Source organism: Amycolatopsis cynarae, from assembly GCF_026802195.1.
Lineage (GTDB): Bacteria > Actinomycetota > Actinomycetes > Mycobacteriales > Pseudonocardiaceae > Amycolatopsis_E > Amycolatopsis_E rhizosphaerae.
In genome coordinates this window covers 360,019-378,772 of sequence record NZ_CP113836.1, presented here as the reverse complement: position 1 = coordinate 378,772, position 18,754 = coordinate 360,019, and the positions used below count along the sequence as shown (strand labels likewise).

At 70.0% G+C, this 18,754-nt stretch carries 16 protein-coding genes and 1 riboswitch; of the genes, 8 read left to right on the top strand and 8 right to left on the bottom strand.

The window, feature by feature from the left end; genetic code table 11:
* Positions 1–13: 13 nt before the first annotated feature.
* The 5 genes from ORV05_RS01770 to metG form a co-directional block, all read right to left on the bottom strand.
* The gene (locus tag ORV05_RS01770) at positions 14–1,021 is read right to left on the bottom strand and encodes a methionine ABC transporter ATP-binding protein (RefSeq protein WP_268756704.1); all 1,008 of its coding nucleotides are present in this window, start codon (positions 1,019–1,021) and stop codon (positions 14–16) included.
* A gap of 199 nt (positions 1,022–1,220) precedes the next feature.
* Positions 1,221–1,308: riboswitch (SAM riboswitch) on the bottom strand.
* Positions 1,309–1,373: 65 nt separating this feature from the next.
* Entirely contained in the window at positions 1,374–2,234 is an 861-nt protein-coding gene (gene rsmA, locus ORV05_RS01765; protein WP_268756703.1) for a 16S rRNA (adenine(1518)-N(6)/adenine(1519)-N(6))-dimethyltransferase RsmA, read from the bottom strand.
* 106 nt (positions 2,235–2,340) lie between these two features.
* Positions 2,341–3,750 (bottom strand): resuscitation-promoting factor, encoded by a 1,410-nt coding sequence (locus ORV05_RS01760; protein WP_268760078.1) that lies wholly within the window; start codon positions 3,748–3,750, stop codon positions 2,341–2,343.
* A gap of 266 nt (positions 3,751–4,016) precedes the next feature.
* Positions 4,017–4,847 (bottom strand): TatD family hydrolase, encoded by an 831-nt coding sequence (locus ORV05_RS01755; RefSeq protein ID WP_268756702.1) that lies wholly within the window; start codon positions 4,845–4,847, stop codon positions 4,017–4,019.
* Positions 4,848–4,849: 2 nt separating this feature from the next.
* Positions 4,850–6,649: a methionine--tRNA ligase gene (metG, locus tag ORV05_RS01750; RefSeq protein ID WP_268756701.1), complete on the bottom strand. Its 1,800-nt coding sequence runs from the start codon at positions 6,647–6,649 to the stop codon at positions 4,850–4,852.
* 179 nt (positions 6,650–6,828) lie between these two features.
* Here metG and ORV05_RS01745 point away from each other — a divergent pair, with 179 nt between their 5' ends.
* The 3 genes from ORV05_RS01745 to ORV05_RS01735 all read left to right on the top strand — a co-directional run bounded on the left by ORV05_RS01745 (position 6,829) and on the right by ORV05_RS01735 (position 10,280).
* The gene (locus ORV05_RS01745) at positions 6,829–7,449 is read left to right on the top strand and encodes a GH25 family lysozyme (RefSeq protein ID WP_268756700.1); all 621 of its coding nucleotides are present in this window, start codon (positions 6,829–6,831) and stop codon (positions 7,447–7,449) included.
* Positions 7,450–7,623: 174 nt separating this feature from the next.
* A complete protein-coding gene (locus tag ORV05_RS01740) occupies positions 7,624–8,595 on the top strand; it encodes a hypothetical protein (RefSeq protein WP_268756699.1) in 972 nt (323 codons plus the stop codon).
* A gap of 5 nt (positions 8,596–8,600) precedes the next feature.
* Complete coding sequence (locus tag ORV05_RS01735) at positions 8,601–10,280, top strand: M16 family metallopeptidase (RefSeq protein ID WP_268756698.1); 1,680 nt, start codon at positions 8,601–8,603, stop codon at positions 10,278–10,280.
* A gap of 22 nt (positions 10,281–10,302) precedes the next feature.
* Here the strand turns inward: ORV05_RS01735 and ORV05_RS01730 are convergent, their stop codons facing one another.
* Both ORV05_RS01730 and ORV05_RS01725 read right to left on the bottom strand, forming a co-directional pair.
* Positions 10,303–10,986, bottom strand: a complete 684-nt coding sequence (locus ORV05_RS01730; RefSeq protein ID WP_268756697.1) for a response regulator — start codon at positions 10,984–10,986, stop codon at positions 10,303–10,305.
* The gene (locus ORV05_RS01725) at positions 10,983–12,596 is read right to left on the bottom strand and encodes a sensor histidine kinase (RefSeq protein WP_407652668.1); all 1,614 of its coding nucleotides are present in this window, start codon (positions 12,594–12,596) and stop codon (positions 10,983–10,985) included. Before ORV05_RS01725 ends, ORV05_RS01730 begins: the two co-directional genes overlap by 4 nt.
* 173 nt (positions 12,597–12,769) lie before the next feature.
* Here ORV05_RS01725 and ORV05_RS01720 point away from each other — a divergent pair, with 173 nt between their 5' ends.
* The 5 genes from ORV05_RS01720 to ORV05_RS01700 all read left to right on the top strand — a co-directional run bounded on the left by ORV05_RS01720 (position 12,770) and on the right by ORV05_RS01700 (position 17,829).
* The gene (locus ORV05_RS01720; RefSeq protein ID WP_268756696.1) at positions 12,770–13,576 is read left to right on the top strand and encodes an ABC transporter ATP-binding protein; all 807 of its coding nucleotides are present in this window, start codon (positions 12,770–12,772) and stop codon (positions 13,574–13,576) included.
* Complete coding sequence (locus ORV05_RS01715) at positions 13,566–14,444, top strand: ABC transporter permease (protein ID WP_268756695.1); 879 nt, start codon at positions 13,566–13,568, stop codon at positions 14,442–14,444. The genes ORV05_RS01720 and ORV05_RS01715 overlap by 11 nt, the downstream gene beginning before the upstream one ends.
* A gap of 16 nt (positions 14,445–14,460) precedes the next feature.
* The gene (locus ORV05_RS01710) at positions 14,461–15,510 is read left to right on the top strand and encodes an ABC transporter substrate-binding protein (protein ID WP_268756694.1); all 1,050 of its coding nucleotides are present in this window, start codon (positions 14,461–14,463) and stop codon (positions 15,508–15,510) included.
* A gap of 280 nt (positions 15,511–15,790) precedes the next feature.
* Positions 15,791–16,480 (top strand): G1 family glutamic endopeptidase, encoded by a 690-nt coding sequence (locus ORV05_RS01705; protein ID WP_268756693.1) that lies wholly within the window; start codon positions 15,791–15,793, stop codon positions 16,478–16,480.
* 77 nt (positions 16,481–16,557) lie between these two features.
* The gene (locus tag ORV05_RS01700) at positions 16,558–17,829 is read left to right on the top strand and encodes an aminodeoxychorismate synthase component I (protein WP_407652667.1); all 1,272 of its coding nucleotides are present in this window, start codon (positions 16,558–16,560) and stop codon (positions 17,827–17,829) included.
* Here the strand turns inward: ORV05_RS01700 and rsmI are convergent, their stop codons facing one another.
* Positions 17,830–18,654 carry a 16S rRNA (cytidine(1402)-2'-O)-methyltransferase gene (rsmI, locus tag ORV05_RS01695; RefSeq protein ID WP_268756692.1) on the bottom strand — a complete coding sequence of 275 codons (825 nt, stop codon included), beginning with the start codon at positions 18,652–18,654 and terminating at the stop codon, positions 17,830–17,832.
* Positions 18,655–18,754 lie beyond the last annotated feature (100 nt).

Genomic DNA, 18,754 nt, shown 5'->3' with positions numbered 1-18,754 from the left:
TCACGGCACTGCCTCAGGCGGCGACGAGGCGCTTCGGGCCGTCGGCGAGCCGGGTGACGTGGGCGCCGCGGTCGCCGATCCACGCCAGAGCCGCGTCGGCCTGACCGCCGCGCACGCCGACCCGGAAGCGCGCCACCGGGGTGTCGCCGACCCGGGTCAGGCCGCCGCCGATGGTGGCGAGGTCGACGTCGAACCGGGTGGAGGCCTCCGGCAGCAGCGCACCGACGGCGGCGAAACCGATCAGCACCACGTCGGCCGCCCGGTCGTAGCTCGCGGCCTGGGCACGCGGCGTCTCGACGGCGGGCAGCAGGGTCTCGGCGATCCGGCTGTCCGGGGTGGCGAGCAGGTTCAGCAGGGCGCCCGACTCCACGACCCGGCCCGAGTCCAGCACCGCGACCTCGTCGCAGACCCGGCGCACCACACCCGCGTCCTGGGTGGTCAGCAGCACCGTCACCCCGAGTTCGGCACGGGCGCGGTCGAGCACGGCGAGCACGCCGCCCGCCTCCTCGGGCGCCACTCCGGCGGTGGGGTCGTCGGCGAGCAGCACGGCGGGCCCGGAGACCAGGGCACGCGCCAGCGCGACCCGGCGCCGCTGCCCGGGGGTCAGCTCACCCGGCCGCTGCGCGGCACGCTGCGTCAGCCCGGCCACGTCGAGCAGCCGTCCGACGCGGCTCCGCCGCTGCGGGCCGTCCACCCCGAGCTGTTCGAGCGGAGCGGCCACGTTCCCGGCCGCGGTGCGCTCCTCGTGCAGCACCGGGTTGAGCACCGCCACCTGGCGCCGCACCTCGCGCAGCCTGCGGCCGTCCAGCGCGGCCGTGTTCAGCCCATCCAGCCGCACCGTCCCGCGGTCCGGCTTCTCCTGCAACGCGATGCAGCGGGCCAGTGTCGACTTCCCCGCCTCGGCGGGACCGAACACGCCGTACAGCGAACCGGCGCCGATCTCGAGGCTCACTTCCCGCAGAGCGAGCACCGGAGACGGGTTACCGGGAAAGGACTTGGTCAGCTTTTCGAGAGTGATCACAACAGCTCCACAGGACGAGCGCCGGCAAGATCCGGGCGCGAACAGTCGTCAGCACAAGGGACCGTCCATTGTGGACGGTCGGCGAAGGGTGAACGAATTTCAGCTAGTGAAAACGGTCAGCGACGACATGCGCAGACGCTCCGGCGGCACTCATCGACGACTCGGCGCCTGGTGAGCATTCGCGTGCGATACACAGAATCCTCCATCGATCCTGGCGGTAGCACCTGCCCGGCGGGTGGTTGCTGCGACTTCGGCGAGCCAGGTCTCTCAGTCGCTCGGGATGGATACGTAAAGAGTAGAACGGACGCGACCAGGCAAGCGCAAGCCCCAGGGGACAGATCACATCCGAAGGTCACACGGACGGCGGTAAGGCCCTACGTTCCGCGATCCGGGCGAAATCACCGACCGTCAACTGCTCTCCCCGGGTGCCCGGGTCGACGCCCGCCGCTTGGAGTAGCGCACCCGCGCGCTCGGCCGAACCGGCCCACGAGGCGAGCGCGGCCCGCAGCGTCTTGCGCCGCTGCGCGAACGCGGCGTCGATCACCGCGAACACGGCCGCTCGATCGGCCGTCGAGACCGGTTCGGCGGCCCGTTCGAAGGCCACCAGCGCGGAATCGACGTTCGGCACGGGCCAGAACACCGAGCGGGGCACCGGGGCGACCTTGCGCGTGTGGCCGTACCAGGCGAGCTTCACGCTCGGTACGCCGTAGATCCGGCTGCCCGGCCCGGCCGCCATCCGGTCGGCGACCTCGGTCTGGACCATGACCAGCGCACTGGCCAGCGAAGGCAGTTCGGCCAGCAGGTGCAGCACCACCGGCACGGCCACGTTGTAGGGCAGATTGGCGACCAGGGTGGACGGCGGTACCGGCAGTTCGTCCGCCCGCAGCTTCAGCGCGTCGCGGGTCAGCACGGTCAGCCGCGACGCCGCTTCGGGCGCGTGTTCGGCGGCGGTGGCGGGCAGCCGCCCGGCCAGGACCGGATCGATCTCCACGGCCGACACCCGCGCCCCCGCGGCCAGCAGGCCCAGGGTCAGCGAGCCGAGCCCGGGACCGACCTCCAGTACGGAGTCGCCGGGGGCGACCCCGGCCAGTTCCACGATCCGCCGGACGGTGTTCGGGTCGTGCACGAAGTTCTGGCCGAGCTTCTTGGTCGGCCGCACCTCCAGCTCGGCGGCCAGCCCACGGATCTCGGCGGGCCCGAGCAGCGTAGTCACGCCCGGAACTCTACTGTCAGTTCAGGCCGAGTCGGCCAGGGCGGTGCCCCCAAGGCGACCTTGAGGGCGTTCATGACCCTGAAGGTGTCCTTCAGGGTCATCCGGATCAGGCCCGGGCGCCGCAGACCGGCCAGGCGCTGTAGCCGCCGCGCGCGTCGCGCACCTTGGTCGCGATCGCGATCTGCTGCTCGCGGGTGGCCTGGTTCGGGTACTGGGCGTACGCCCCGCCGCCGTAGGCGAGCCAGGTCTGCTGGTCGAACTGGAGACCGCCGTAGTAGCCGTTGCCGGTGTTGGTCGCCCAGTTGCCGCCGGACTCGCACGCCGCGATGCGGTCCCAGGCCGCTCCGTCGCTGACGACGGGCTGTTTGGTGCCGATCCGGACGATCTTCGGCTTGGCATCGGTCAGCACCTTGACCGAGAGCTGCTGCCGGGCGGTTTCCTTGCCGTTCTTCTTCGTGATCCGATAGGTCACCAGCTGCTTGCCGGGCGCACCGGGATCGTCCACAACCTGCTTGCCCGCATCCAGGGTCGAGTCCTTGACCTGCTGAACCGGCGGGTCGACGTCCTCTTCCTGGTTGATCACCGAAACACCGGTGCGGCTGATGTGCACCTCGGCGCCATCGGCCAACTTGAACTGCACACCACCGTCGACCGCGTCATCCGGCCCCAGGCTGAGGTTCTGCTCCTTGAGGAACTCCTCCGCCGTCACCGCGGTCGAGGTGACCTGGCGGGGCGCGGAGTCGCCGTCGAAGACGGTGACGTGCTTGAGGGTCTTGACCTCGACGGTGGCGCCGGAAAGCGACAGCTCACCGTCCTTCGGCATGGAGAACCAGGTGCCGGGACCGAAGTGGTTGGCCAGCCCGAGCTGGTCGAGCGCCTGGGCGAGGTTGCTCGCGCGGACCCAGGAGTCGCTCGCGACACCGTCCACGACCAGGGTCAGGTGGCGGCCCCGCTCCAGCTTGATGACACCGCCGTCACCGACCGGCGCCTGCGGCGACGGGGACAGGGCGTCGTGTTCGCCGACGGTGAGACCGGCGTCCGCGAGAACCTCGCCGACCGTCTTGCCGAAGCTGTGCACCGTCTGCGTGTGACCGTCGACATCGACCGTCACGCTCTTGTTCATCGCCAGCGCGGCCGCACCGCCACCGGTCAGGCTGATCAGCAGCGCCAAGACCGAGCCGCGGAGGAACCGCCGCTTCCAGGTCTTCACGGCCGAGACCAGAGCCCGCTCGGGCTCCTCCTCGCCCTCGCCCGCCTCACTGCTCGCCGTGCGGTCCTCGGACACCTCGTCCGGGAGCGCGAGCGTGGGCAGCATCGTCGTTTCGGCGTTGATGAGCCGGATCAACTCGTCGACATCGATCTCGGCCTCGGCCATCAGATCGTCGGCGTCGGGACCCAGCACCGTGCGCACGTCGTGCTCGGTGATGGCGAGGTCGTCGGAGAAGTCCCAGTCGTTGTCCGGACCCGGCCAGTCCAGGGTGCCCACTCCGCCGCGGGAGGACCCGTTCCAGTCCACCGTCTCGTCGAAGCGCGCCTGAGCCTGTCTACTACCAGCAGTCACAGCAGGTCGTTCCCTTTCGCACTAGCGGCCCCGCAGCCTGCGTCATCCCCGAACCCGACCTGCACTGACTTGGCTGCGGACGTGTACCGATCGATTAATCGGGCGGTACGATCACGGGACAGTAACGGACGTCACCGGGTTGCGCAAACACCCCCCGGAATCTCGTGGTGTTCGTCACTCCCCCAGCCGGCCTCTCGGCCCCCTCGAATGTCGCAATGCGTTCAACTCGATGTGACGGAAGGGAGTCGAAACACGCGCTCGGCGTTTCGGCAAGCCGCCGAAGCGACCTCTTCCACGGGCTGTTCTCGCAGGTCAGCCAGGTAGCGCACGGTATAGGCCGTGCAGTAGGGCTCATTGGGCCTGCCGCGGAACGGATGCGGAGTGAGGAAGGGGGCATCCGTTTCCACCAGAAATTGCTCCGAAGGGACCAACCGGGCCGCCTCCTGCAAGGCGCGGGCGTTACGGAAGGTCACGGTGCCCGCGAAGGACAGGACATACCCGGCGTCCACGCACCGTCGCGCGATTTCCGCGTCTCCCGAGAAGCAGTGGAACACCACGCGCTCGGGCGCGCCCTCCTCGGCCAGGATCCGGAGCACGTCCTCGTGCGCGTCCCGGTCGTGGATCATCAGCGGCTTGCCCACCCGCTTGGCGAGATCGATGTGCCAGCGGAACGCCTCCTGCTGGGCCGCGGGCGGGGCGTAGTCCCAGTAGTAGTCGAGTCCCGTCTCACCGATGGCCACCACCCGGTCCCGGCGCGCCAGACGTTCTATTTCAGACCGTTCCGGCTCGCCGAAATCCTTGGTGCGCGTGGGATGTATCGCCACCGCCGCGAAGACGCGAGCGTCCCATGTGGAGGCTTCGGCGGCCCACCTCGCGGCGGCGAGATCGTCCGCGACGGTCACCACGCGGTCCACCCCGGCCGCCTGCGCACGGTCCACCATCGCGGAGACGTCGGCGGCGGTGACCGCACCGCAGGCGTCCAGATGCGTGTGGGCGTCAACCACCGGCGCCGGAAGGCGCTCCGGCACCGGCGGCCGCTCTGTCTTGCTCACGCTTATGCGGTGCCTTCGACGGGAGCCCACTCCGGACCGGTCTCGCCGAGCTTCGGGTCGAGCTTGGCGAACAGCGGCGTCGGCTTGGCCAGCGGACGGCCCACCTCGATCGGCACCGACTGCCACCGGGCCTGCTCGGCCGCGTAGTCGCCGGTCAGGATCGGGTTGATCCGGCCGGGGATGTCGAGGTCCTCGACGTCGGACAGTTGCGGCTGCGCCGCCCACACCCCGGTGCCGCCCAGGGCCTCGTGCACCTTCTGCGCCGAATGCGGCAGGAACGGGGTGAGCAGCGTGTTCGCGTCCGAGACGACCTGCAGCGCGGTGTGCAGGACCGCGTCCCTGCGGTCCGGGTCGTCCTTGAGCTTCCAGGGCTCCTGGTCCGACAGGTACCGGTTCGCCGCGGTCACCACGCGCATCGCCTCGGAAGCGGCCAGCTTGAACCGCGAGCGCTGCAGGTGCCCGCCCGCCGTCTCGAACGCCTTGCGCGACAGCGCCTTGAGTTCCTCGTCGGCGGCGGCGGGCCGGGTCGGGGCCGGGATCGCGCCGTTGTTCTTGTGCGCCATCGCGATGGACCGGTTGACCAGGTTGCCCCACTCGTTGGCGAGCTCGAAGTTGGTGCGGCGGACGAACTCGTCCCAGGTGAAGTCGGTGTCCTGGGTCTCGGGACCGGCCACCGAGATGAAGTAGCGCAGGGTGTCCGGACCGAAGTCGCGCAGGAAGTCGTGCACGTAGATGACGGTGCCGCGCGAGGTGGAGAACTTGGAGCCGCTCATGGTGAGGAACTCGCTGGAGACGATCTCGTCCGGCAGGTTCAGCGTGCCGTACGGGCCGGCCTCGCCGCCCCGGTCGCCGGCACCGTTGTGCCCCAGCAGCAGCGCCGGCCAGATCTGGGCGTGGAAGGTGATGTTGTCCTTGCCCATGAAGTAGTAGCCGCGGGCGTCGGGGTTGGTCCACCACTGCTGCCAGGCATCCGGCCTGCCGTTGCGGCGCGCCCACTCCACGCTCGCCGAGAAGTAGCCGATCACCGCGTCGAACCAGACGTAGAACCGCTTGAGCGGCTGGTCGCGCCAGCCGTCGAGCGGGATCTTCACGCCCCAGTCGAGGTCGCGGGTGATCGGCCGGGGCCGCATGTCCTCCACCAGGTTCTGGGTGAACTTGAGGACGTTGGGCCGCCAGTCGGTGCGGGTGGACAGCCACTTGCCGAGGGTTTCGGTGAACGCGGGCAGGTCCAGGAACAGGTGCTCGGTCTCGACGAACTTCGGCGTCTCGCCGTTGATCCGCGAGCGCGGGTTGATCAGGTCGGCCGGGTCGAGCTGGTTGCCGCAGTTGTCGCACTGGTCGCCGCGGGCGCCGTCGTAACCGCAGATGGGGCAGGTGCCCTCGATGTAGCGGTCGGGCAGGGTGCGGCCGGTGGACGGGCTGATGGCGCCGGTCCCGGTCTTCGACACGACGTAGCCGTTGCGGTACAGCGCGAGGAAGATCTGCTGCGTCACCTCGGCGTGGTTGCCGGTGGTGGTGCGGGTGAACAGGTCGTAGGACAGGCCCAGTCCCTGCAGGTCCTGCGCGATCTGGCGGGTGTACTTGTCCGCCGTCTGCTGCGGGGTCAGCCCTTCCTTGTCCGCCTGGACGGTGATGGGGGTGCCGTGCTCGTCCGTGCCGGACACCATGAGCACCTGGTTGCCGGCCATTCGCTGGTAGCGCGAGAAGACGTCGGACGGGACGCCGAAGCCGGAAACATGGCCGATGTGGCGGGGGCCGTTGGCATAGGGCCAGGCCACCGCCGTCAACACTGGGGTGCTCATGCTTTATTAGCCTACGGGGGCTGTCATGCACGTTCTTGAGCGGTGCAGGTGTCGGGCGTCGCCCGCCGCCCGCCGTCCCCCGAGGTGGTGAACGGCGCGCGGTCGCGCGTCAATCCTGCGTCCGGGATCATTCCCACCTAGAGTGACGCGACGACGTCACGGAGAGTGCGGGGGGTGGAATGGCCGAGGACGCCACCGAGCGCGGCATCAACCTGTCGCTGCACGCGACCGTGACCGACTGGGCCGCGGTCCGGGCCGCCGACGTCGGCTTCGCCTCCATCACGGTCACCGAAAACGTCAACTGGAGCGACACCGGAGCCTGGCGGCAGATCGAGGCGGCCCAGGGAGCGGGTCTCCGCACCGGCATCCGGCACTACGCGCGGCCGGGAGCCGCCGCCGACCAGGCCGGGCACTGCGTCCGGCTGGGCAAGCAACTCGGCGTGTTCGGGCCCGGCTCGCTCGCGCCCGCGCTGGACGTCGAGGCGGTCGGGACCCAGCCAGGGGGCGACCGGTTCATCAGGACCTGGATCAAGACGGTGCGGCAGGCCGCCGGAATCCGGCGCGTACTGGTCTACGCCCCGTACGAGCAGTGGCTGAACACCCTCCGGCCCGCGAAATGGGCCGACCAGGACGTGGTGCTGTGGGTGTGCAGGCACAACGGGATCCCGGGCAGGCCCGGCTGGTTCCATCCCCGGCTCGGCGTGCACCAGCACGGCCCCGGCGAAGCCCCGGGACTGCACGGCCCGATCGGCCTGGACGCCCTCGTCTACCCCTTCACCCTCGCCGACCTGCTCCTCTAAGGCGACCTTCGGGTTCTCCTGCTCGGCGATCCGGGCGGGCAGGGTGGGCGGGGTACTGTACCCGGGCGGCCGAACCACTCGTTTTTCCTTCGAGTCGACGCCGAACGGTTTTCCGGTTTCCCCTTTCCCCGGGGCGCCGATCCCCCGCTTGATTCGAGAGAAGGACGAGGGTGCATGGCACGTCGCCCCTTGGCTGAACCCCTGCCCGCGCCGGTTTTCGCGGTGGAGGCGGCCTATCCCGAGATCGCGCACTGGCGAAACCTGGTCCAGGCCGGTGACTGGACCGCGCTCTCCGCGATCCTGCACGGCCTGACCAATCCGAACGACCGGGCCTTCGCCGTGACGACCGTGGGAGATTTTCCTGGTTCCGAAATTCTATTCCGGGAAATCGCCGACCGAAATCCGGACGATTCTCTTGCTCGTGTTCTGCTCGCGTGGCGCCACATTCTGATCGGCTGGGAGGCGCGCACCGGCGCCCGTGCCCGCCACGTGAGCGCCGGGCAGTTCGCCGTCTTCCACGGCCACCTGCGCCAGGCCGAACAGTTGCTGATCGACGTGTGCGCCCGCGAGCCGGAAAACTACCTGGCCTGGGCCGCGCGGCTCCCCACGGCCATGGGCCTGGAGCTGGGGCAGAGCGAGGCGCGCCGCCGCTACGCGCGGCTCGCCGAGCACCAGCCGAGCCTGCTCGGCGCCCAGCGTTCACTGCTCCAGCAGCTGTGCCCGAAATGGGGCGGAACGTGGGAGGCCGTGCAGGAGTTCACCCGGCAATGCGCCGGTGCGGCACCGCCGGGCAGCCTGACGGGCGTGCTGATCGCCGAATGGCACCTGGAACGCTGGCTCGAGTTCCGGAGCGGAAGCGACGGTGACCAGCGGGGGCTCGCCTACCTGCGGCAGCCCGAAGTGCACCAGGAGATCGTGGACGCGGCCGCGTGGTCGGTCCTCAACCCCGTCTTCGAACGGCGGCTCGGCTGGGTCGCGCTGCACAACACGTTCGCCGCCGCGTTCAGCCTGATCGGCGACCTTCCCCGGGCGGCCCCGCACTTCCGTGCGGTGGGAAATCTGGCCACCAGGCAGCCATGGGCCTATTTCGGCGATCCGGCGGCGGCGTTCGAACGGCATCGCGCGGCCGCACTGGCGAAGGGCTGAGGAACATGATCGAGCAGATCGAGATCGACGGCGTCCAGGCCGTCTTCGTCAAACGGTCCGGTCCCACCCGGGCCGGCCTGCAGTTCCGGGTCGGCCGCGCCGACGAGCAACTGTCCACCAGCGGCATCACGCACATGGTCGAGCACCTGGCGCTGCACCGGTTCGGGCTCACCGAATACCACTCGAACGGGCTGACCAGCGCCGTGGCCACGCAGTTCTTCGCGTCGGGTTCGGACAGCGAGATCAGCACCTTCCTCCACGGCGTGTGCACCGGGCTGGCCGATCTCCCGCTGGACCGGTTGGAGACGGAACGGGCGATCCTGCGCACGGAGAGCGCCGCGCGGTCCCCCGGTGCGCTCGGCAGGCTCGCCCGGATCCGTTACGGCGCGCAGGGATACGGCCTGACGGGGTACCCGGAGTACGGCGTGGGCCGCATCTCGGCCGACGACGTCCGGTCCTGGGCGGGGTCGTGGTTCACCAGGCAGAACGCGATTTTGTGGATCGCCGGTGAGCGGGTGCCGACCGAGCTGGACCTGCCGCTGCCCGAGGGGACGCGGCGTCCGGCGCCGGAACCCCGGCCGGTGGTGGCCTCCGCCGGGTACATCGAGTCCGGTACGGGCCGGGTGATCGTCGAGTCGGTGATCCGGCGCGGCATGGCCGGGCGTGTGCTGGCCCTGCTGCTGGAGCGGGAACTGTTCCGCAGTCTGCGTCAGGAAGGCGGTTACTCCTACACGGCGACCGCCTCCTATTCCCAGTGGGGCAGGGATTCCGCGACGCTCACGGCACTCGCCGACGCACTGCCGGAGCAACAGGACGCCGTCCTCGGCGGTGTGATCGACGTACTGGCGCAGCTAAAGGCCGGGCGGCTCTCCGCCGGGGAGCTCGACCTGGTCCGGACCCGGCTGGACGGCACCCTCGCCGAGGCCGAAACGGAGGTCGCGGGCCTGCCGGGCCACGCGGCGGACCTGCTGATGGGCAGGCCCGCCCGCACGGCCGAGGAGCTCCGGGCCGAACTGGCCGAGGTGACCGCCGAAGCGGTGCACGCCACCGCGCTGGAAGCGCTGAACTCGGCCTTGCTCTCGGTACCGGATGGCCGGCGCGCCGACTGGGCCGGTTATCCCGAGGTGATCCGGCGGTCCCCCCTTGCACTGGCCGGGCTCCGCTATCCCGCGCCGCAGGACCCGCAGCAGGGGCTGATCATCGGCGCCGAAGGCTGCAGCCTCGTCGACGGCTCCGGTGCCCGCACCGTGCGCTACGCCGAATGCGCGGGACTGCTGTGCTGGCCCGACGGCGGACGGCTGCTGATCGGCACCGACGGGGTGACGGTCCCGATCGAACCGACGCTGTTCCCGATCGACGCGAGCGTGATCGCGCCGATCGACGGTGCCGCTGCCCGCGTGGTGATCGCGCTGCCCGCCCGGGCGCCCGAAGCCGTTCCGCGGCGCCCCGTCGCGGCCGCACCGGTGACGGTGAACACCGCGACCGCACCCGGCAAGGTCAAACGGATGCTGTCCGGCACACTGGCCGTCGCGCTGGTCCTCCTCGCACTCCTGTCCACCCTCGGCATGGTGGAGGATCCGACTGAGGGCGAGGACGGCTGGCTCGGCACCGGCATCCTCTGGTGTCTCGCCCTGGTTGCCACGCTCGCCTTCGTGCGCGTGCGCCTGACCCGACGAAGGCCGTGAGGGGTCCCCTCACGGCACTCCTTCACGGCACTGCCTTCGACTGGCGAGCGGGGGAACGCCAGGTGTACTCGTGTTCGGGGCGCCCGGTGGCGCCGTAGCGCAGACGCATTTCCACCGCGCCCGCCTCGGCGAGCACGGTCAGGTAGCGCTGGGCGGTCGCGCGCGCGACGCCGAGTTCCCCCGCGATCTCGGCCGCCGACAACGGCCGAGCCGCGCGGCGCAGGTGTTCGGACACCAGCCGCGCGGTCGCACTCGACTGCCCCTTCGCGGCCACCGCCCGGTCCTGCTCGTGGAGAGTCCGAAAGAGACGGTCGACGTCGGACTGGGCGAGGTTGCGCTCCTCGGCCACCAGCCTGCGGTACCGCGCATACCCGTTCAGCCGTTCCGCGAACTGCCGCGTGGAAAACGGCTTGATCAGGTAGTTCAGCGCCCCGGCGCGGATCGCGGCCCGGATCGACCTGGTGTCCGCCGCCGCGGACAGGATGATCGTGTCCACCGGCAGTTCGGTGAGCAGGCTCAGCCCGGACTCGTCCGGCAGGTACACGTCCAGCAGGACCAGATCCGGTGCCAGATCCCGCACCCGCGCCCTGGCCTCGGCCGCGGTGTGCGCGATCCCCGCCACGGCGAATCCCGGCACCTCCTCGACGAAACCGGCGTGCACCCCGGCGACCCGGAAGTCGTCGTCCACGATGAGTGTGCGAATCACGAGTTTCCTCCCTGGTCCAACAGTCCCGGCACGGCCGCGACGAACAGCGCGCCCCGGTCCGCCCCGCCGGGGTCGGCGAGCCACACGTCACCGCCGCGCACGCGGGCCGCCTGCCTGGCCAGCGCCAGCCCGAGCCCATGGCCCGGCGCGAGCTTGGTCGACACTCCCTCGTCGAACAGCGTCTCGCACAGTTCGCCGCTCACCCCGGCCCCGCTGTCCACAACGGACACGTGCAGGCTGGTTCCCTCCTCCAGCAGGGCGATCTCGGCCGAGGCGGGTCGGCGAGGCCCCATCCTGGCCGCGTGCAGTGCGTTGTCCAGCAGGTTGCCGACGACGGTGTTCACCGTGATCGGGTCGCTCACCGGGCTGGCCACGTACGAGTCGTCGGACAGACACAGGGTCACGCCCTTTTCCCCGGCCTGTTCGATCTTCGCCGCGAGCAGCGCCTGAAGGTAGGGGTCCGCCACCGATTCGCCGATCGCGGCGGGAAGCGCGATCGCGGTCTCCGTCAGCGTCTGCAGGTACTCGACCGCCTCGCCGTGGTGCCCCAGCTGCAACAACCCCGACAGAGTGTGGAGGCGGTTGCTGAACTCGTGCCGCTGCGCCCGCAGACCGTCCGAAAGAGACCGGACCGCGTCGAGCTCCCGGGTCAGGGCGTCGAGATCCGTGCGGTCGCGCAGGGTCAGCACGGTGCCGAGATCACGGTCGTCCCGGCGCACCGCTCGCGAGTTCACCACGAGCACCCGGTTCCCCGCCACGGCGAGGAGGTTGTCCACGGGTTGCCGCTCCTCGACCGCCTTGCCGAGCCTGGGGGAAAGGTCCAATTCGGACACACGCGCACCCACCGGGAGCGGCTTTCCCAGCAGGCGCTCGGCTTCGTCGTTCCGTGCCGAAACCCGGCCCGCCGCGTCCACCGCGAGCATGCCCTCACCGATGCCGTGCAACACGGCCTCCCGCTCGTACAGCAGTTCGGTCAGCTCGTGCGGTTCGAGACCGTGGGTGAGCCGGTTCAGCCGGCGCGTCAGCAGGGCCGAGGCCCCCACGCCCAGTGCCAGCGCGCCCGCCGCGAACACCAGGCTGATCGTGATCAGCCGCACCAGTTCCTCGACCGGCGCACCGATCTCGTAGCCGACGCTCACCTCACCCACGACCTGCCCGCTGCCCGCACGGATGGGCGTCTTGCTGCGCACGGACAGGCCGAGGGTGCCCTTCTGCACCGAGCTGACCACCTCCCGGCCACCCAGCGCCGCCGAGGCATCGGTGCTGACCCGTTTGCCGATGGCGGCGGGATCGGGGTGCGCGAGCCGGATGCCGTGGTCGTCGGTGATCACCACGAACAGCGCGCCGGTCTGGTCGGTGACGGCCCGGACCCGCTGTTCCAGATCATCGCCCGGGTGCCGGTCCGCCGCGTTCGCCACCACGACGGGGTCGCTGGAAACGGCCCGGGCGATCGCGAGCGCCCGCTGCCCGTACTGGTCCCGCAGCGTCCCCCACAGCAGCACGCTCACCAGCGCGAGCCCGATGACGAGCACCAGCACCACGACCCCGGTCTGCAGGATCAGGATCTGGCGCGAAAACCGCATGCGGCGGAAGACACCCGTGTCTGCCATGCGGGGAACGGTACCCCGCGGATCCCGGCCCGCAAGGACCTGAGCAAAACGCGCTAAACGTGAAGAACGAACAGGACGCAAGCAGAACGCGGACAAGCTTCCCGGCCGCCGCAGCGGCTCTTAATGTCCCTCGCACCCCCTGATCAGCGCACGAGTGACGAAGGAGTCACCCGATGTCCCCACCACTGATCGAACTGATCGGTGCCACCAAGAGGTTCCCGAGCGGAACCGGTTCGGTGCACACCGCGGTTTCCGACCTCACCCTGTCGGTGCGCCCAGGCGAGTTCGTCGCGGTCGTCGGTCCCACCGGCTGCGGCAAGTCGACCACCCTGTCCCTGGTCTCCGGACTGCAACCGCCTTCGGCGGGCCAGGTCCGCGTGCACGGCAAGCCCGTCGAGTCCATTCCGGACGGTGTGGGCTACATGTTCCAGACCGACGCCGTGATGCCGTGGCGCTCGGTGCTCGACAACGTCGCCTCCGGACCAAGGTTCCGTGGCGTGCCCAAGGCCGAGGCCCGGGAGCAGGCCGCCGACTGGATCTCCAGGGTCGGCCTCGCCGGGTTCGAAAAGTACTATCCGCACCAGCTTTCCGGGGGTATGCGCAAACGCGTCGCGCTCGCGCAGACCCTCGTCACCAGCCCGCGGATCCTGCTGATGGACGAACCGTTCTCCGCGCTCGACGTGCAGACCCGCGCCCTGATGCAGGACGAACTGCTGCGGCTGTGGTCGGGGACCGGTGCCGCGGTGATCTTCGTGACCCACGACCTGGAGGAGGCCGTCGCGCTGGCCGACCGGGTCGTCGTGCTGACCTCGAGTCCCGCCACCGTCAAGGACGTCTTCGACGTCGGCCTGCCCCGGCCACGAAAGGTCGAAGAACTCCGGCTCACCGAAGAGTTCCTCGCGATCTACCGCGAGGTGTGGGAATCGTTGCGCACCGAGGTGGAGAAGTCCCGTGCGGGAGGTCGCGCCGATGTCGCTTGACACCGAGGTTTCCGCGGCAGTTGAAACCGAGGAAACCGAACAGCGGATTCTCGATGCGCAGCGCGCCGCGCACCGGCGGCGCCGGATCAACACCTGGCTGCTGCGCCTGGCGATCGTGGTGGCCTGGCTCGGCAGCTGGGAACTCGCCGCGACCCTGTGGATCGACCCGTTCCTGTACTCCAAACCGTCGAACATCTGGCACCGGCTGGTCGGCTGGTTCACCACCGGCACCGACTTCGGCTCGATCTGGTACCAGATCTGGGTGACCGTCGAAGAGGCCGTGCTCGGCTTCGCGCTCGGCGCGGTGGCCGGGGCGGTGCTCGGCGTGATCCTCGGCCGCAGCCAGTACCTCGCCGACGTGCTCGCCCCGTTCATCAAAGCGGCCAACGCGGTGCCCCGCATCGTGCTCGCCGCGCTGTTCCTGCTCTGGTTCGGGCTCGGCCTGCCGTCCAAAGTGGCCACCGTGTTCGTGTTGGTGTTCTTTGCGGTGTTCTTCAACGCCTTCACCGGCGCCCGCGAGGTCGACCGCAACCTGATCGACAACGCGCGGATCCTCGGCGCGAGCAGGTTGCAGGTGCTCTGGTCCATCGTGCTGCCCAGCGCCACGTCGTGGATCCTGTCCTCGCTGCACACCGCGTTCGGCTTCGCCCTCATCGGCGCGGTCGTCGGGGAGTACACCGGAGCCAAGGCCGGCATGGGTTTCCTCATCGCCAACGCGCAGGGCACCTTCGATTCGGCGGGCATCTACGCCGGGATGATCGTGATCACCGTCGTCGCCCTGCTCGCCGAATGGGGCATCGGACATCTGGAAAACCGGCTCCTGCGCTGGCGTCCCTCCGTTTCCCGTCAGACCGCTGCCGGGCTGTGAAAGGATCGAAGAATCAATGAGGATTTCGAAGATCGCCACCGGCGTGCTCGCGCTCGCCCTGGTCGTCACGGGGACGACCGCCTGCCAGAGTTCGCCCACGGTCAGCCAGGGTGCCAACGGCAAGCCGCACGTCACGATCATGGTGGGCGGCCTGGAGAAGGTGATCTACCTTCCGGCGATGCTGACCCAGCAGCTCGGCGGTTTCGAAAAGGAAGGCCTCGACGTCGAGTTGCAGAGCGAACAGTCGGGGGCGAACGCGGAAACCGCGCTGGTGGCGGGCCAGGTGCAGGGCGTGGTCGGGTTCTACGACCACACGATCGACCTGCAGGCGAAGAACCAGTGCATCACCAGCGTGGTGCAGCTGGCCAACATCCCGGGTGAAGCGGTGGTGGTCGGCACCGCCAACGCCGACAAGATCCGCGGCGCGGCGGACTTCCGCGGCAGGAAGATGGGCATCACCTCGCTCGGTTCGTCCACCGACTTCCTCACCAAGGCATTGGCGGGCAAGGCCGGGGTCGGCGCCGAGGACTTCACGCCGGTCAAGGTGGGCGCCGGGCAGACCTTCATCGCCGCCGTCGACAACGGCGGGATCGACGCGGGCATGACCACCGATCCGACCATCGCGACGCTGGTCAATTCGGGCAAGGCCAAGGTGCTCTACGACATGCGCACCGTCGAGGGCACCCGGTCCGCCCTCGGCGGGCTGTACCCGGCGAGCGCCCTGTACCTCAACTGCGACTTCGTGCAGAAGAACCACGACGTGGTGCAGAAGCTCGCGAACGCTTTCGTGGCCACGCTGCGCTGGATCGGCACGCACTCTCCCGAGGAGATCGCGGCGAAGATGCCCGCCTCCTACAGCGGCGGCAACCAGGCGCTGTACGTCCAGTCCATCAAGGACAGTATCGGCATGTTCAACGCCGACGGCCGGATGGACGCCGACGGCGCCAAGAACGTGCTGAACGTGCTCGCCGGATTCTCGAAGAACGTGCAGCCGCGCAAGGACTCGATCGACCTGTCGAAGACCTACACCACCCAGTTCGTTGACGCGGTGCCGAAGCAGGGCTGACCCCGACAGGACCGGGGCCCCGGCAAGTTCCGGTCGGGCTCGCCCGCGCACCGATAGGGCTGCGGATTCCCGTGAGCGGTCCCCTCACGGCCGAAAAGGCTGTGAGGGGACCCCTCACGGCTCACATCGAGGCGCTTGACTTTACCCCCTCTTGAACCGGGGTTGGGGGTGTTTTTTGCGCCAAAAGTAGCTACTCGTGAGGAATTTTCATCTTGATACTTACCGGCGGTGCACTTCCGATCACGCACTGGTCCCCACCGTCGAACCGATTGGATCCGCCATGAAACGCCTCGCTCAGGGTGCGAGCCTGTTCTCCGTCCTCGCCGTCGCCTCCGCCGCCCTCACCGGAACCGCCACCGCCACCGGCCCCGTCTTCGGCGGCCACAACTTCTCGGGCGGGAACTGGGGCGGCTACGTGAGTTTCGGCAGCTTCACCACGGCCACGGCGAGCTGGGTCGAACCCTCGGTGACCTGCAACTCGACCAACGATCTCTTCGCCCCCTGGGTCGGCATCGACGGCGACGGGTCCTCGACGGTGGAGCAGACCGGCGTGGCCACCGACTGCTCGAGCGGCTCCCCGGTCTACCAGGCGTGGTACGAGATGTACCCGGCCGCCCCGGTGTACTACAGCAACGCGGTGAGCGCGGGCGACCACATCACCGCGACCGTCACCCGGACCGGCACCAACACCTACCAGCTGACCATCAGCGACACCACCAAGGGCTGGTCGAAGAGCGTCTCGAAGTCGCTGACCTCGCAGCACTCCTCGGCCGAGGCGATCATCGAGTCGCCCACCGACTCCTACCCCGACATCAGCGGCGGCATCAAGTTCACCGGGGTGAAGTTCAACGGCACGAACCTGGCCTCCACCAACCCGTCCGGCCTCGACGCGGACGACCAGGGCATCTACACCTGGAGCCCGAGCTCCATCGCCAGCGACGGCACCGACTTCACCATGAACCGCTACTGACCGCGGGCCTGCGGGATCCCCGTGTGGCCTCGGTGACTTCCCGGGGGTCCCGCAGCAGGCCCGGGTCACAATGAACCGTGCGTTTGGTGACGAAACGACTCAAGGGTGGGCGGGCGGCCGGCGAGGTGCTCGAACTGCTCGACGAACGCGCCCGCGCACTGGGGGTGGGCACGGCCGCCGCGCTCTGCGGGGACTGGTTCGGTTCCCGTGCCGTGCTGGCCCCCGCCGTCCGCGCGGTCCCCGCCGCGGACGCCTTCGCACCACTGCGCGCGATGGGCGACGTGCGTGGCGCGATGCCGGGGGCGGTCGGCGGCGGCTGGTTCGGCTACCTTTCCTACGACCTGGCCGATCCTTCCGGGCGCTCCACCGGGATTCCGCACGCGGTGTGGGGTTGGGCCGGTCACGTGCTGCGCCAGGACCACGGCGGGCAGTGGTGGTTCGAAGCGCTGGTACCCGACGGCGAACCCGATCCCGACGCTCTGTGCGCGGAGTTCGAAGACCTGCTGACCCGCCCGGCGCCGACGTCCGGCTGGACGCCGGTCAGGCTCGACAGGCCGTTGCCGCATCACGACGCGGTCAAGGCCTGCGTCCATGCGATCGAGGCCGGGGAACTGTTCCAGGCCAACATCTGCACCCGGTTCACCGGCGAGTTCCGTGGCTCTCCCGCCGCCCTGTTCGCCGAGGGTGTCCGGACGCTCGCGCCCGGCCGGGCCGCCTGCCTCTCCGGGGACTGGGGTGCGGTCGTCTCGTTTTCCCCGGAGCTGTTCCTGTCCCGCCACGGCAACCGGGTGCGGTCGGTCCCGATCAAGGGCACCCTGCCCCGGCGCGGCCCGGAAGACGACGAGTTGCGGCAGCGCCTTCGCAGGTCCACTAAGGACGTCGCGGAGAACGTGATGATCACCGACCTGGTCCGCAACGACCTCGGCCGGGTCTGCACCGTGGGCAGCGTGCGGGTGCCGGACCTGCTCACCGTCCGCCCCGCACCCGGGGTCTGGCATCTGGAATCCACAGTGGAGGGTGAGCTGGCCGCGGGCCGGACCGACGAGGACCTGCTGCGGGCCGCCTTCCCGCCCGGCTCGGTCACCGGCGCGCCGAAGATCCGCGCGCTCGACCTCATCGCCGAACTCGAACCCGCCGCCCGCGGCGTGTACACCGGCACCGTCGGCCTCGCCTCGCCCGTCGCGGGCCTGGAACTCAACGTCGCGATCCGCACCCTCGAGATCCGGGACGGCCGTATCGCCCTCGGTGTCGGTGGCGGCATCACCGCCGACTCGGATCCGGAGCGGGAATGGCAGGAGTGCCTGCACAAGGCCGCCCCGCTGGAGGCCCTGCTGGCCCGCGGACGATGATCAGCCCCGCCGCGCGGCGAGCACGGCGTCGTACAGCTCCTTCTTCGACACCCCGGCCTCGACCGCGACCTCGGCGGCGGCGGACTTGAGCCGCTCCCCGGCCGCGACCCGGGCGGCCACCTCGGCGACCAGGTCCTCGACGCTCACCTCGCGCCGCTGCGCGCCTTCGAGGACAACGGTGATTTCGCCGCGCACCCCGTCCCCGGCCCACGCGGCCAGTTCGCCCAGAGTGCCCCGCTTGACCTCCTCGTAGGTCTTGGTGAGTTCCCGGCAGACCGCGGCACGACGCTCACCGAGCGCCTGCGCGGCCTCGCCGAGCGTGGCGGCCAGGCGGTGCGGGGATTCGAAGAAGACCACGGTCCGGGGCTCGGTGGCCAGTTGCGCGAACCACTTCGCCTTCTCCCCCGGCTTGCGGGGGGCGAAGCCCTCGAAGCAGAACCGGTCGCTGGGCAGGCCGGAAACGGCGAGCGCGGTGGTGACCGCGGACGGCCCCGGCAGACAGGTGACGGGCAGGTCCTCGGCCACGCAGGCCGCGACGAGGCGGTAACCCGGATCGGACACGCTCGGCATGCCCGCGTCGGTCACCAGCAGCACGGTTTCCCCCGCGTGCAGGGCTTCGAGCAACTTCGGCAGCCGGGCCGTCTCGACGTCCTCGTAGAAACTGACCACGCGACCACGGGGGGTGACGTCGAGGGCCGCGGCGAGCGCGCGCAGCCTCCGGGTGTCCTCGGCGGCGATGACATCGGCCTCGGCCAATGCGGTGACCAGGCGCGGTGAGGCGTCGCGCGAGTCCCCGAGCGGGGTCGCGGCGAGGACGAGCGGCATGCCCTCACCCTAAAGTGCCCGCTCCGGCGTGACACCTTCGCGCCCATCCCGCCCGGATCGCCGCAGGTTGGCACGGAACTCACCGGCTCCCCCCTAGGAT